Origin of the sequence: Pseudomonas hamedanensis (assembly GCF_014268595.2) — a bacterium.
GTDB lineage: Bacteria > Pseudomonadota > Gammaproteobacteria > Pseudomonadales > Pseudomonadaceae > Aquipseudomonas > Aquipseudomonas hamedanensis.
The window spans coordinates 5,607,984-5,622,500 of sequence record NZ_CP077091.1 but is presented as its reverse complement, the minus strand read 5'-3'; the positions used below and the strand labels follow the sequence as shown (position 1 = coordinate 5,622,500).

At 58.3% G+C, this 14,517-nt stretch carries 10 protein-coding genes and 2 rRNA genes (1 of these 12 cut by a window edge); 8 read left to right on the top strand and 4 right to left on the bottom strand.

Features of this window, described 5'->3' with window-relative positions; translation table 11 throughout:
- The 5 genes from HU739_RS24600 to HU739_RS24580 form a co-directional block, all read left to right on the top strand.
- A 23S ribosomal RNA gene (locus HU739_RS24600) occupies positions 1–2,799 on the top strand; it begins 95 nt to the left of the window's first position.
- 171 nt (positions 2,800–2,970) lie between these two features.
- Positions 2,971–3,086, top strand: a 5S ribosomal RNA gene (gene rrf, locus HU739_RS24595).
- 147 nt (positions 3,087–3,233) lie between these two features.
- On the top strand, positions 3,234–3,893 hold the full coding sequence (locus HU739_RS24590; protein WP_186551138.1) for a paraquat-inducible protein A: 660 nt from the start codon (positions 3,234–3,236) through the stop codon (positions 3,891–3,893).
- A complete protein-coding gene (locus HU739_RS24585; protein WP_186551139.1) occupies positions 3,880–4,503 on the top strand; it encodes a paraquat-inducible protein A in 624 nt (207 codons plus the stop codon). The genes HU739_RS24590 and HU739_RS24585 overlap by 14 nt, the downstream gene beginning before the upstream one ends.
- Positions 4,496–6,799: a PqiB family protein gene (locus tag HU739_RS24580; RefSeq protein WP_186551140.1), complete on the top strand. Its 2,304-nt coding sequence runs from the start codon at positions 4,496–4,498 to the stop codon at positions 6,797–6,799. The genes HU739_RS24585 and HU739_RS24580 overlap by 8 nt, the downstream gene beginning before the upstream one ends.
- 191 nt (positions 6,800–6,990) lie before the next feature.
- Here the strand turns inward: HU739_RS24580 and mksF are convergent, their stop codons facing one another.
- Genes mksF through mksB form a run of 3 tightly spaced genes read right to left on the bottom strand, consistent with a single transcriptional unit; the run spans position 6,991 to position 11,799 of the window.
- Positions 6,991–9,831: an Mks condensin complex protein MksF gene (gene mksF / locus HU739_RS24575; protein ID WP_186551141.1), complete on the bottom strand. Its 2,841-nt coding sequence runs from the start codon at positions 9,829–9,831 to the stop codon at positions 6,991–6,993.
- On the bottom strand, positions 9,828–10,529 hold the full coding sequence (gene mksE, locus HU739_RS24570; RefSeq protein WP_186551142.1) for an Mks condensin complex protein MksE: 702 nt from the start codon (positions 10,527–10,529) through the stop codon (positions 9,828–9,830). Before mksE ends, mksF begins: the two co-directional genes overlap by 4 nt.
- The gene (mksB, locus tag HU739_RS24565; RefSeq protein WP_161806067.1) at positions 10,519–11,799 is read right to left on the bottom strand and encodes an Mks condensin complex protein MksB; all 1,281 of its coding nucleotides are present in this window, start codon (positions 11,797–11,799) and stop codon (positions 10,519–10,521) included. The genes mksE and mksB overlap by 11 nt, the downstream gene beginning before the upstream one ends.
- A 232-nt stretch (positions 11,800–12,031) precedes the next feature.
- Here mksB and HU739_RS24560 point away from each other — a divergent pair, with 232 nt between their 5' ends.
- Together HU739_RS24560 and rimI are read left to right on the top strand one after the other, a co-directional pair.
- Positions 12,032–12,784, top strand: a complete 753-nt coding sequence (locus HU739_RS24560; RefSeq protein ID WP_186551205.1) for an energy transducer TonB — start codon at positions 12,032–12,034, stop codon at positions 12,782–12,784.
- Positions 12,777–13,229 (top strand): ribosomal protein S18-alanine N-acetyltransferase, encoded by a 453-nt coding sequence (gene rimI / locus HU739_RS24555; protein WP_186551143.1) that lies wholly within the window; start codon positions 12,777–12,779, stop codon positions 13,227–13,229. The genes HU739_RS24560 and rimI overlap by 8 nt, the downstream gene beginning before the upstream one ends.
- A gap of 100 nt (positions 13,230–13,329) precedes the next feature.
- On the opposite strand, the gene HU739_RS24550 is transcribed toward rimI, so the two are convergent.
- Positions 13,330–13,731, bottom strand: coding sequence for a serine kinase/phosphatase (locus HU739_RS24550; RefSeq protein ID WP_186551144.1), 402 nt, complete (start codon positions 13,729–13,731; stop codon positions 13,330–13,332).
- A gap of 141 nt (positions 13,732–13,872) precedes the next feature.
- Between HU739_RS24550 and can the strand changes: the two genes are divergently transcribed.
- Positions 13,873–14,517, top strand: a complete 645-nt coding sequence (can, locus tag HU739_RS24545) for a carbonate dehydratase (protein WP_053123831.1) — start codon at positions 13,873–13,875, stop codon at positions 14,515–14,517.

Below are 14,517 nucleotides of genomic sequence, written 5' to 3'. Positions count from 1 at the left end.
GACTTTGATCCGGAGATGTCTGAATGGGGGAACCCAGCCATCATAAGATGGTTATCTTGTACTGAATACATAGGTGCAAGAGGCGAACCAGGGGAACTGAAACATCTAAGTACCCTGAGGAAAAGAAATCAACCGAGATTCCCTTAGTAGTGGCGAGCGAACGGGGACTAGCCCTTAAGTGGCTTTGAGATTAGCGGAACGCTCTGGAAAGTGCGGCCATAGTGGGTGATAGCCCTGTACGCGAAAATCTCTTGGTCATGAAATCGAGTAGGACGGAGCACGAGAAACTTTGTCTGAATATGGGGGGACCATCCTCCAAGGCTAAATACTACTGACTGACCGATAGTGAACTAGTACCGTGAGGGAAAGGCGAAAAGAACCCCGGAGAGGGGAGTGAAATAGATCCTGAAACCGTATGCGTACAAGCAGTGGGAGCCCACTTTGTTGGGTGACTGCGTACCTTTTGTATAATGGGTCAGCGACTTATTTTCAGTGGCGAGCTTAACCGAATAGGGGAGGCGTAGCGAAAGCGAGTCTTAATAGGGCGTCTAGTCGCTGGGAATAGACCCGAAACCGGGCGATCTATCCATGGGCAGGTTGAAGGTTGGGTAACACTAACTGGAGGACCGAACCGACTACCGTTGAAAAGTTAGCGGATGACCTGTGGATCGGAGTGAAAGGCTAATCAAGCTCGGAGATAGCTGGTTCTCCTCGAAAGCTATTTAGGTAGCGCCTCATGTATCACTGTAGGGGGTAGAGCACTGTTTCGGCTAGGGGGTCATCCCGACTTACCAAACCGATGCAAACTCCGAATACCTACAAGTGCCGAGCATGGGAGACACACGGCGGGTGCTAACGTCCGTCGTGAAAAGGGAAACAACCCAGACCGTCAGCTAAGGTCCCAAAGTTATGGTTAAGTGGGAAACGATGTGGGAAGGCTTAGACAGCTAGGAGGTTGGCTTAGAAGCAGCCACCCTTTAAAGAAAGCGTAATAGCTCACTAGTCGAGTCGGCCTGCGCGGAAGATGTAACGGGGCTCAAACCATACACCGAAGCTACGGGTATCACCTTCGGGTGATGCGGTAGAGGAGCGTTCTGTAAGCCTGTGAAGGTGAGTTGAGAAGCTTGCTGGAGGTATCAGAAGTGCGAATGCTGACATGAGTAACGACAATGGGTGTGAAAAACACCCACGCCGAAAGACCAAGGTTTCCTGCGCAACGTTAATCGACGCAGGGTTAGTCGGTCCCTAAGGCGAGGCTGAAAAGCGTAGTCGATGGAAAACAGGTTAATATTCCTGTACTTCTGGTTATTGCGATGGAGGGACGGAGAAGGCTAGGCCAGCTTGGCGTTGGTTGTCCAAGTTTAAGGTGGTAGGCTGAGATCTTAGGTAAATCCGGGATCTTAAGGCCGAGAGCTGATGACGAGTTACCCTTTGGGTGACGAAGTGGTTGATGCCATGCTTCCAAGAAAAGCTTCTAAGCTTCAGGTAACCAGGAACCGTACCCCAAACCGACACAGGTGGTTGGGTAGAGAATACCAAGGCGCTTGAGAGAACTCGGGTGAAGGAACTAGGCAAAATGGCACCGTAACTTCGGGAGAAGGTGCGCCGGTGAGGGTGAAGGACTTGCTCCGTAAGCTCATGCCGGTCGAAGATACCAGGCCGCTGCGACTGTTTATTAAAAACACAGCACTCTGCAAACACGAAAGTGGACGTATAGGGTGTGACGCCTGCCCGGTGCCGGAAGGTTAATTGATGGGGTTAGCTAACGCGAAGCTCTTGATCGAAGCCCCGGTAAACGGCGGCCGTAACTATAACGGTCCTAAGGTAGCGAAATTCCTTGTCGGGTAAGTTCCGACCTGCACGAATGGCGTAACGATGGCGGCGCTGTCTCCACCCGAGACTCAGTGAAATTGAAATCGCTGTGAAGATGCAGTGTATCCGCGGCTAGACGGAAAGACCCCGTGAACCTTTACTATAGCTTTGCACTGGACTTTGAATTTGCTTGTGTAGGATAGGTGGGAGGCTTTGAAGCGTGGACGCCAGTTCGCGTGGAGCCATCCTTGAAATACCACCCTGGCAACTTTGAGGTTCTAACTCAGGTCCGTTATCCGGATCGAGGACAGTGTATGGTGGGTAGTTTGACTGGGGCGGTCTCCTCCTAAAGAGTAACGGAGGAGTACGAAGGTGCGCTCAGACCGGTCGGAAATCGGTCGTAGAGTATAAAGGCAAAAGCGCGCTTGACTGCGAGACAGACACGTCGAGCAGGTACGAAAGTAGGTCTTAGTGATCCGGTGGTTCTGTATGGAAGGGCCATCGCTCAACGGATAAAAGGTACTCCGGGGATAACAGGCTGATACCGCCCAAGAGTTCATATCGACGGCGGTGTTTGGCACCTCGATGTCGGCTCATCACATCCTGGGGCTGAAGCCGGTCCCAAGGGTATGGCTGTTCGCCATTTAAAGTGGTACGCGAGCTGGGTTTAGAACGTCGTGAGACAGTTCGGTCCCTATCTGCCGTGGACGTTTGAGATTTGAGAGGGGCTGCTCCTAGTACGAGAGGACCGGAGTGGACGAACCTCTGGTGTTCCGGTTGTCACGCCAGTGGCATTGCCGGGTAGCTATGTTCGGGAAAGATAACCGCTGAAAGCATCTAAGCGGGAAACTTGCCTCAAGATGAGATCTCACTGGAACCTTGAGTTCCCTGAAGGGCCGTCGAAGACTACGACGTTGATAGGTTGGGTGTGTAAGCGCTGTGAGGCGTTGAGCTAACCAATACTAATTGCCCGTGAGGCTTGACCATATAACACCCAAGCAATTTGCTTGCTTCGAGCTGAAAAGCGAAAGAGCACCAGATTGCGGTGTGTGAAGACGAAACGAACCGAAAGTTTGAATCTCACGGAAACACCGAAAGCTGTCACATACCCAATTTGCTGAAGCGCGGCCAGATGGCCACGATTCGGTACCCGAATTTCTTGACGACCATAGAGCGTTGGAACCACCTGATCCCATCCCGAACTCAGCAGTGAAACGATGCATCGCCGATGGTAGTGTGGGGTTTCCCCATGTGAGAGTAGGTCATCGTCAAGATTAAATTCCGAAACCCCAATTGCGAAAGCAGTTGGGGTTTTGTTTTGCCTGCGGAAAAGTTTTGCTCGTAATGACGAACAAAATTGCACAGTTATTTTCGAAGCAGAACACTAGAATAGCCCCACCTTATTCGGAGCCAGAGCCTGTATGTCAGAGTCGGTTGACGCCCCCGGGCTGTCAGATTTACCGCTGGAAGACTTGGTGGCCTGTCATGAGTGCGACCTGCTGATGCGCAAGCCACAACTTGCCCACGGCGAAAAAGCGCTCTGCCCACGCTGCGGTTATGAGTTATATGCCCACCGCCATAACGTGGTGCAGCGCAGCCTTGCCTTGGTGATCGCAGCATTGCTGTTGTACATCCCGGCAAATTTTTTACCCATCATGCAGCTCAACATCCTCGGACAATCTTCCCAGGATACGGTCTGGAGTGGCGTACTCGGCCTGTTCAACACGGACATGAAGGGTGTGTCGATTGTTGTCTTTCTGTGCAGCATGGCCATACCGCTGGTGAAGTTGTTGTGTCAGTTGTTCGTTTTGCTGACCATTCGTTTTAACGTCGGCCGCAGCTACGGCTTGCTGCTGTACCGCATTTATCACCACCTCAAAGATTGGGGGATGCTCGAGGTGTACCTCATGGGTGTGCTGGTGGCGATCGTCAAGTTGGCGGACATGGCAGCGATCACTGTTGGCCTGGGCCTGGTGTGTTTCATTGGTTTGTTGTTGGTCCAGGTCTGGCTGGAAGTGGTGATGTCACCCCATCAGATCTGGCAGGCGTTATCAGGAGAAGATGCTCATGCGGGCGATTGATGCGGGCATTCTGATTTGCATCGAATGTCACGAATTGAACAGACAGGCCGCGGACACCGATGAGCAAACCTGCACCCGCTGCGGTGCATTGGTCCATGCGCGCCGGCCGAACAGCCTGGCGCGAACCTGGGCCTTGCTGATCACCGCGGCGATTATCTACATCCCGGCCAATGTGCTGCCGATCATGACGGTCAGTTCGCTGGGCCAGGGGGATCCGAGCACGATCATGTCCGGGGTGATTCAACTGGTGCAGCACGGCATGATTCCGATCGCCGCCGTGGTGTTCATCGCCAGTATTCTCGTGCCGACTTTCAAACTGGTCGGTATCGCGCTGTTGTTGTTTTCGGTGCAGCGACGTCAGCCGTTGTCGGCCCGTCAGCGCATCTGGATGTACCGCTTCATTGAGTTCATTGGCCGCTGGTCGATGCTCGATATTTTTGTGATCGCCATTCTCGTGGCGGTCGTCAACTTCGGCCGGCTAGCCAGTGTCGAAGCCAACCTTGGCGCCATCGCCTTCGCCAGTGTGGTGATCCTGACGATGCTCGCCGCAGTAACTTTCGATCCCCGACTGATTTGGGATAACACGGAGTCGGACGACGACCATGACTGATTTGCCTGTAGCGAAAACCCGACCGGCTTCCAACTGGTCTGCCATTTGGGTACTGCCTCTGATTGCGCTGATCATCGGCGGCTGGCTTGGCTGGCGTGCCTGGTCCGAGACCGGCATCGAGATCCAGGTGCGTTTCGAAAGCGGTGAAGGCATCCAGGCCAACAAGACCGAGGTCATGTACAAAGGCATGTCGGTCGGTAAGGTCAAGACCCTCAAACTCGACGATGAAGGCAACTCCAAAGGGGTGATCGCCACTATCGAGATGAACAAGGATGTCGGGCAATACCTCAAGACCAGCACGCGTTTCTGGCTGGTCAAACCGAGCGTGACCTTGGCCGGTATCACCGGGCTTGAAACCCTGGTCTCCGGTAACTACGTGGCGATCAGCCCCGGGGAAGGCGAACCCGTGCGCAAGTTCAAGGCGCTCGCCGAAGAGCCGCCGCTGTCTGACGCCCAGCCAGGCTTGCACCTGACCATCAAGGCGGATCGGCTCGGTTCGCTGAGCCGTGGAAGTCCGGTGTTCTACAAGCAGATCAAAGTGGGTCAGATCAAAAGTTACCTGCTCTCGGAAGATCAGAGCACGGTAGAACTCAAAGTCTTCATCGAGCCGACTTACGCCAAACTGGTGCGCAAACACACGCGCTTCTGGAACGCCAGCGGCATCAGTATCGACGCCAACCTGTCCGGGGTGAAAGTGCGCAGCGAATCGCTGGCGAGCATCGTCGCTGGCGGTATCGCGTTCGCGACCCCGGAGAATCGCAAGGACAGTCCACCGACTGATCCAAGCCTGCCGTTCCGCCTGTATGAGGACTTTGACGCCGCCGCTGCCGGCATCCGCGTCAAGGTCAAACTCAGTGACTTCGAAGGCCTGCAAGCCGGCCGCACGCCGGTGATGTACAAAGGCATTCAGGTCGGCAATCTGAAGGCGCTCAAGGTCGATCCGGACCTGAACAGCGCCACCGCCGAGCTGACCCTCGACCCGCTGGCTGAAGATTATCTGGTCGATGGCACGCAGTTCTGGGTGGTCAAACCGTCGATTTCCCTGGCCGGCATCACCGGCCTGGAAGCGTTGGTGAAGGGTAACTACATCGCAGTGCGCCCCGGTGATAAAGGCGCGGCGCCGAAGCGCGAGTTTGAGGCACGACCCAAGGCGCCGCCGCTGGATCTGCGTTCGCCGGGCCTGCATCTGGTGCTGTTCACCGATGCCCTTGGCTCGATCGAGGTCGGCAGTCCGATTCTGTACAAGCAGGTCAAGGTCGGTTCGGTGCAGAGCTATCAGTTCTCCAGGACCCGTCAGCAAGTGGTCATCGGTGTGCACATCGAGAAGGAATACGAGAATCTGGTTAACGCGTCGACGCGCTTCTGGAACGTCAGCGGCATTACGCTGACAGGCGGCCTGACCGGTGGCATCCAGGTGAAAAGTGAATCACTGCAAACCTTGATGGCCGGCGGCATCGCTTTTGAAACACCGCAGGCCAAGGCGCCGCTGCAAAAACGTATCCCGCGCTTCCGTCTGTTCGCCAGCCATGACGATGCCAATCAGAAGGGTGCGGTGGTCACGATCAAGGTCGACCGCGCCGATGGCCTGCGCAGCGGCACGCCGGTCCGCTTCAAGGGGCTGGATGTCGGCAAGATCGAAAGCGTCGATCTGACCGACGATCTGCAGTCGGTCATCCTCACTGCGCGGATCACCGAGGTGCCGGACAAGATCGCCCGCGTGGGCAGTCAGTTCTGGGTGGTCAAGCCGGAATTGGGGCTGATCAAGACTGAAAATCTGGAAACCCTCGTTACCGGTAAATACATCGAGGTACAGCCCTCGGTGAAAAATTTCGGGCCGCAGAAAAACTTTGTCGCCTTGGCGCAAGCACCGGAAGTCACCCGGCAGGAAGCCGGCCTGAGTCTGGTATTGAGCGCTGCCCGTCGTGGCTCGCTGAAACCAGGCGTGCCGGTGACTTACCGTGAAATCACGGTCGGCAAAGTGACCGGATATGAACTGGGGCTGACCGCGGATCGCGTGCTGGTGCACATTCTGATCGAGCCGAAGTACGCGCCGCTGGTGCGCAGCGGCAGTCGATTCTGGAACACCAGTGGCGTAGGTTTCGATTACGGTTTGTTCAAAGGTGTGACGGTGCGAACCGAGTCGCTGGAGACGCTGATTCAGGGCGGTATCGCTTTCGCCACCCCGGACGGCGAGCGCATGGGCAATCCGGCGCGGGCCGAGCAGACATTCCCGTTGTTCGACAAGTTTGAGGATGAGTGGCTGACTTGGGCGCCGAAGATTCAGCTCGGTAAGTAATCTGAAGTTTATGTGGCGTCTATCAAGACGCCTTCGCGAGCAAGCCCGCTCCCACAGGGGAACGCATTCCAACTGTAGGAGTGAGCCTGCTCGCGATAGGGCCCTGCTAATCAACACATATCCCAGACAATAAAAAAGGGCCGCGATCCCAACAGATCGCGGCCCTTTTTATTACCTTCAACTAAAGCCGATCAAACCGCATCCAGCTCCGGCTCATCCGCTTGAACATTCAACGTGGCCTTGACCGCATCATGCCGGCGGATGTACTTCCAGTCCGCCTCATCGATGTAGATCCCCGCCGGGCCGCTGCCACCTTCCAGGTCAATCGCCACACTGGCGCAGACCTGCGGCTTCACGCTCGCCAGAATCGGCACGAAGCCCAGTTGCAGACTGGTTTCCAGCAAGGCCGCCTGGTTTTTCTCGTCGATGTCCGCCGCCTCGTCGAGGTAGTACGGCAGACGCACGCGGCCGGCCAGATCGCGGTCCATCAAGTGCAGCAACAAGTACATGTTGGTCAGCGCCTTGATGGTCATGGTCGTACCGTTGGACGCCGCGCCATCGATGTCGGTGTGGATCACCGGCTGACCGTTGACCTTGGTGATCTCGAAGGCCAGTTCGAACAAGTCCTTGAGACCGAGCTGGTTGTGGTTTGCCGCCACCAGCCGCGCCAGGTATTCCTTGGCCTCTTCGTTCTTGTTGTCCTGCTCGGCGCTCTGGCTCAGGTCGAATACCGACAGGGTTTCGCCTTCTTCGTACTGCCCGGCGCTGTGGATGATCTGGTCGATGTGCTTGAGCGCTTCCTTGTTCGGCGCAAGGACGATGCGGAAGCTCTGCAGGTTGGAGACCTGACGCTTGTTGATCTCGCGGTTGAACAGCGCCAATTGATGCTCGAGGCTGTCGTAGTCGCTGCGGATGTTGCGCAGGGTCCGGGCGATGTCGGTGACTGCGGCGCGGCGCGCCTTGCCCAGGGTCAGGGCCTCATCGGTGCGGTGCGCGTAAGCGTTGATCAGCAACGACAGACGCCGCTCCATATCGTCTTCGCTGTCGAACTTCGCCACACCTTTCAGACGGACCTGCGCGTACAGCGCTTCGATCTGGCCGTCGGCACGCAGCAGGCCCTGCCAGCTGTCCTGATAGTCGTTGAGCAGCGGCAGCAGGTTGTCCATCGAATCATCGACCGGATCCATGAACGGCGTGCCGAACGGCAGATCTGCCGGCAGCAACTGACGACGGCGCAATGCATCGTCGAGAGTGCGTTGCTTGGCTTCCATGTCAGCGATCTGCCGGCCGACCAATTGCAGCTTGGCCGACAGTTGCTGGACGCGCTCGGTGAAGGCGTCGCTGGAGCGCTTGAGTTCGTCCTGCGCGGCTTCCATCTGCGCCAGTTGTTCGAGCTTGTCGCCTTCTTCGGCGCTCAGGGTCTGGGTGCGACGGAAATCTTCCAGGGCTTTCTGCGCGTCCAGCACTTGTTGATACAGCGCTTCGGTCTGGGTCTTGCTCGCGGCGCGGTCGGCGGCCACGGCTTGCTGGGTCTTCAGCTGCTTGAGCTCTTTTTCCAGACGCTCTTTCTGATCACGCAGCGCGGCGCGGTCGGCCAGCGCTTGCAGAGCTGGCGGCTCGATGTGCGAGATGTCGATGGACAGACCCGGCACTTCGAAACGCTCGCCTTTGAAGCCATCAAGAATCAGCTCGACCGATTTGACCCACTCGCCGTTCTCATCGAGGGTAATGCCGTGTTCGCCCAGCGGCAGGCTGAACAGTGCGCTGTTGAACAGGCGCATCAGACGCTCGACGTCCTGTTGCGAAAACTCTTCGCGCAGGCGCGCGTAGCTGTTGTTGTCGGCGTGATCGAGTTGCTGCTTCACCGACTTCAGGCGTTTTTCCAGATCGCGCAGGCGCTCTTCGAGATCTTCGGCGCTGAACTGACGCGACTGCGCCAAGGCACCGGCCAGTTCGTCGTGGGCATCTTTCGCGGCGAGTAATTGCTGCTCGAGCACTTTGACGTCATCGACCAGGGCGAAGCGGTTTTTCAACACCGACAGCTCGCCGAGCCAGCGCTGGATGCCGGAAATCTCGCGCTCCAGGCGCATCAGTTCCTGTGTGCCGCCGCGCTGATCGTTTTGCAGATCGTCTTGCTCGCGGCGGTAATGTTCGGCCTGAATGGTCAGCTCTTCCTTGCGCGCTGTGGCGTAGTCCGACCAGGTGCCGAGCAAGGAATCGAGCAGCGGCGACAGGCGATGCAATTTGCCGCGCAGCACGTCGCGCTGCTTCACGCCGTTGGCCAACGCTTCAACCAACGGGCCGGCAGCCACCAGCGAGTTGTAATCCTGCTCCATGCGCCGCACATCGCGGAAGGCTTCTTCGCACGCGGCGATGTAATCGACGCTGCCGGAACGCAAGCTGTGCTCGAAAGCATCGAGGAACAGTTGCTTGAGCTTGGCCGCGGTGATTTCGCGCATGTGCAGCAAGTTGATGAACAGCGCACGGAAAGTCTTCAGGCTCTGCTCGCTGGTCGAACGCAGCGGGATCAGCGTCAGGTCGAGCGGGATCGAGGTGTGACCGCCGACCAGCAAACGGCGCAGTTCGTCCGGCTTGAGTTCGTAGGCTTTGAGGCCTTCTTTCTCGAGATTGCTGAACAGTTCTTTCTGGCGCAGGCAGGTGTCGTTTTTCTGGTAATGGGCCAGATCGAGCTTGCCGGCATAGGCGAAGAACTGGTGACCGAAACCACCGCCCGGGCCGCGGCCGACCACACCGATCACGTGCGGGCCGTGGGGCAGATTGACTTCGACGAGGATGTAACTGGTGTCGGAAGCAAAGTAGAAACGCCGCGATTGTTCGAGGCTGTACTTGCCGAAACTCATGTCTGACATGCGCGCCAGAATCGGGAATTGCAACGCGTTGATCGACGCCGATTTACCGAGGTTGTTCGCGCCGTAGACCGACAGCGGTTCTTCCAGCGGGAACAGGCCGAGGCTGTAACCGGCGGTGTTCAAAAGGGCAAAGCGGCGGATGCCGTAGCGTTCCTGGCTCATGCGTCGGACTCCTGTTCTTCGGCAATGGCGCGGGCCAGTGCGTCTTCTTCGCTTTCTTCTTCAAATTCGCTCAGGTCGAGCGGATCGTCGGTGGCGAGGAATTTCGCCTCGGCTTCTTCGTCGATCAACACCGGCGCCGGCAGCGGCAGGACGCTGTGTACGCTGGCCGCCAAATCGCGATCCTGCTGCACCGACAGGCACACATCGAGGAAGCGGTGCATCGGCGGCAGGAAGCGGTACACGCCGTTTTCTTCGCCGGCGAAACCCAGCTGAGTCATGCGGCGCATGATCTTTTCTTCGAGTTCTTCGACGGTCTGCACTTCGGCCTGAATGAACAGGTCGCGGTACTTATCCAGCAGCGATGGCAACTCTTCGCGGCCGAGGCTGCCGCCATCGAGCACGGCGATCGGGTCGCGGCCCTGGTCGGCCAGATGTTCGACGAGAATAAAGGTGAACAGCGCCAGACGTTGGGCGGTCTTGTTCACCGCGGCGGCGGCCATGTCCGGCACGAAGTAATAAAAGCCACGGGTGTCGCAGACCAGTTCAAAGCCCAACGCCTTGAACAGCGTGCGGTACTGGTCCTGGAAATTCGACAGTTGGGCGTACAGCTCCGGGTCGCGGCGGCTGACATGGTAACCCTTGAACAACTCGCGGAAGATCGGCGCCAGTTGCGACAGTTCGGATAGATCAAGATGCATGGGGGATGCTCGCAGAATCCTCGGCGGCAGTGTCGCTGGCCGAGAGCAGGGCGAAGGAGCGCAGGCTGACCTGATGCTCGTGAGTGTGGTATTCGCGGCGTTCCAGACGCTCGCGCTTGAAGCGTTTTTCCCGCGACAGGCGCGAGAACCAGTAAAGCAATTCGTCGGTGGCGCCGTCCGGTTCCTGCTCCAGCAGCCAGGTCATCAGATCCGGCATCGGCAGCGATTCTTCACAACGGTCGACCATCTCGCGCACGGTGCGTGGCGCGCGTGGAGCATCGCCGGTCTTTTGTGTCTTGTGCGCCTTGGGGAAGCGCGCCGGTTTCGGCTCGAAACGCGCCAAGGCGTAAACGTAAGCTTCGACCTGACTGGCGCTGCCGAGGAAAGTGCTTTGCGGGCGGGTAAACAGTGGCATCGCCGCTTGCGGAACGGCGTCGATGCCTTTACGGCGAATCGCCGCCAGCGCCAGTGCGGCGCCACGGGTCACGGCGTTGTGCCGGCGCGCTTCTTCACGCAACGGCAGTAGCAGTTCGCGGGCATGGCGTAGGGTCAGTTGCGCGCTGGTCTGCATTTCGAGGATGCGCGCGTGGGTGCGCAGGAGCATGTCGTCATCGACCAGATGGCCGAGGCGCTGCTGTTCGCTGAGCATCTTCAGCAATACCGTTTCGACCTTGCGCACGCCTTGTTCGAAGGCGCCGTCGGCGTTGACCAGATCGATCATCGGTTCGACGTATTCGTCCCACGTCGCCAGCACTTCGGCATAACGCTGACGCAGCGGAATCTGCCGGTCGCTGGTCTTGGCCCGTTCGGCGACCGCCACCAGCGCCTGTTCGTCGTTGTCGAGTTTCTTCAGGACGTCGCGCACGCGCATGTCGAGCAGACGCAACTGGCGGGCCAGGTCGTTGCCGTCGCGAACGTCGAACGCGTCCTGGATATAACCGGCCAGACGTTCGAGGTGGCGCAGGTAGGCTTCGATCTCCAGGCACAGCCCCAGACGGTGTTCGCGGCGCAGGTAGGCAAGGAAATCATGAATTTGCGCGTTCAGCTCGAAGCGGTTCGGGCTTTTCGCCACCGGAACCAGAATATCGAGGCGGATCCACACGTCGAGCAGGCTGGTGATGTCCTGCGGCGTGCTGTCGAGTTGTTGGGCGGCCAGTTGCGTGCGCAGTTCGTTGAGGCTCAGGGTGCCTTGGTCGAAGTGCTCGCACAGTGGCTCCAGAAGTGCCCAGTGTTCAGCGAGGGCGCGCAAGACGCGCTTGGGTTCGATCATCGGAATGGCCGGCTGGTTGGCGATTAAAAGCGGCGATTGTACTGCATCGCAGGCGTGTCGATTCACTCTCGGGACGGGCTGTCGCATTCTTTGCTTAAAGCGCGTCGACAAAGAGTGTCGATCAACAACGGGCGATCTTGAACGAAGGGCGGTAGAATCAGCACACTTTCCGTTATCCACAAGTGGCCGACCCTTGCTTATCGAGTCCCGCCGCCGCGCCTATTTGAACGCCATGCAGGTGGTCAACTGGCTGCCGCGCACCGAACTGCCTTTCGCCGCACCGTCGCGGCCCGAGCTGCTGCAGATGCCCGAGCCTGAGGTCGAGGTTGCGGTTGCGGTTGTGCCGGCGCCTCAGGCCGAAGCGCCGGTAGCCCCTGCCGCGCGTACGCCCGAGCGGCCGAAAATCGAAGTGCCGCGTCCGTCGTTGGCCAGTACCCGAAACGGCGCCAAACCGGTGGAGGTGGTCGACGACACGCCTGTGGTTGTCAAGCCAGCGCCGGTGCCGCCGCCGCGTTTTGCCCTGCAACTGCTGCGCGCCGGACGCTGTCTGCTGCTGGTCGAGTTACCCACAGGCGAAGCGTTCCAGAGCCGCGATCCGGCGTATTTGCTGCTCAAGGACATGTTGCGCGCCGCCGGTCTGCCGGATGCGCCGCAGATTGTCGGGGAGCCGGTGCGCTGGCCATGGCTTAACCGCGGCACGCTGGATCAAGGCCCGGAAGCGGCGCGTGACTTCGTTCAGGGCTTCCTGTCCGTGCAAATGGAAACGGCGCCATGCGCCTGCCTCTGGCTGATCGGTCTGCCGGCGGTGCGGTTTGCCGGTGAAGCGGACGCGGAAGCATTCAATCGTGAATTGCAGATCGAAGGCCTGGGTTCGGCCTGGGCCGTTCCCGGTCTGGAATTGTTAATGGAAGAGCCCCAGCGCAAGGCCGCTGTGTGGCAAGCCATGCGTCGGCTGATGGCGCGCTGGAAAGAATCGAATGAGTGACGCGGTAACCTTCCGTCCGATGACCGAGGCGGATCTCGAGGCAGTGCTGAAAATCGAATATGCCGCGTACAGTCATCCGTGGACTCGGGGAATCTTTCTTGATGGATTGGGCAAATACCAGATCTGGCTGATGTTCGAAGGGCAGCAGCAGGTTGGGCACGGTGTGGTGCAGATCATTCTCGATGAGGCACACCTGCTCAATATTACCGTGAAGCCGGAAAATCAGGGGCGTGGACTAGGGCTGACGTTGCTTGAGCATTTGATGTCGCGGGCGTATGCGGCCGAGGCTCGGGAGTGTTTTCTTGAGGTGCGTGACAGCAATACCGCGGCGTTCAAGTTGTATGAACGGTATGGCTTCAACGAGATAGGCCGGCGGCGGGATTACTATCCGGCGGTGGGTGGGCGCGAGGATGCAGTGGTCATGGCCTGTACCTTGGTGGATTAGGCCTTAAAGGCATCGCGAGCAGGCTCACTCCTACAATTTGGAATGCGTTCCCCTGTAGGAGTGAGCCTGCTCGCGATAGCGATTTATCAAGCGCCGCTGATCAGCGCTTGCCATCCAGCGGATCCAGATCCGCCATCTCAGCCTCATCCAGCCCGTCACCGCCGCCGATGTCATTCTCATCGACCACACTCAAGTCCCAATCCGCCTGCTCACCGTCGCCGATTTCCTCGGCATCCCGGGCGCCATCGTCGCGAATCAGGGTTTCCGGGCTCATATCATCGTCGGTGGGCTGACGATCATCCATCGACGCGCCCGTCATACCCGCCTCACGCACGCGCTCACGGGGCATCAGTTGGTCGCGTTCACGCTCGGGCAGCTCATCACCAATCTTCGCGGTCTCCTCGTCGTCAAAATCCAGCTCACGCACCGAACCCATGCGGTCTTCGTTATCATCGATGGGCTCCGGTTGCACCGCATCATAAGGGCGTCGTGAATCAGTCATGGCAATTCCTCGTACTGTGGGCCTTACTGAGGTGGACTCACCGGGCGCGCAAGAATTCCAACGGAAACACTTTGCGATGATGGCGTGACCCCGACGGGCGGTTGTCTGTCATACCAGCGCATCTTTCTTGAGGCCTTACACATGCACGATTTACAAGACCTGATTGATAACAACGAGCGTTGGGCTGACGCGATCACCAAGGAAGACCCGGATTTCTTCGCCAAACTGGCGCGCCAGCAGACCCCTGAATACCTGTGGATCGGTTGCTCCGACGCACGCGTGCCAGCCAACGAAATCGTCGGCATGCTGCCGGGGGATCTGTTCGTTCACCGTAACGTTGCCAACGTGGTGCTGCACACCGACCTCAACTGCCTGTCAGTGATCCAGTACGCGGTCGATGTGCTCAAGGTCAAACACATCCTCGTCACCGGTCACTACGGCTGCGGCGGCGTGCGCGCATCGATGCAGGATCGCCAGTTCGGCCTGATCGACGGCTGGCTACGTTCGATCCGCGACTTGTATTACGAAAAACGCGAAGAGCTGGCCAAGTTGCCGACCGAAGAAGAGCAAGTCGACCGGATGTGCGAACTCAACGTGATCCAGCAAGTGGCGAATGTCGCGCACACCAGCATCATCCAGAACGCCTGGCATCGCGGGCAGAGCCTGTCGATCCACGGCTGCATCTATGGCATCAAGGACGGCCGCTGGAAAAGCCTGAATACGACCATCAGCGGTTTCGAGCAGTTGCCGCCGCAGTATCGCCTGCGTCCGGTCGGCGCGCCTTGA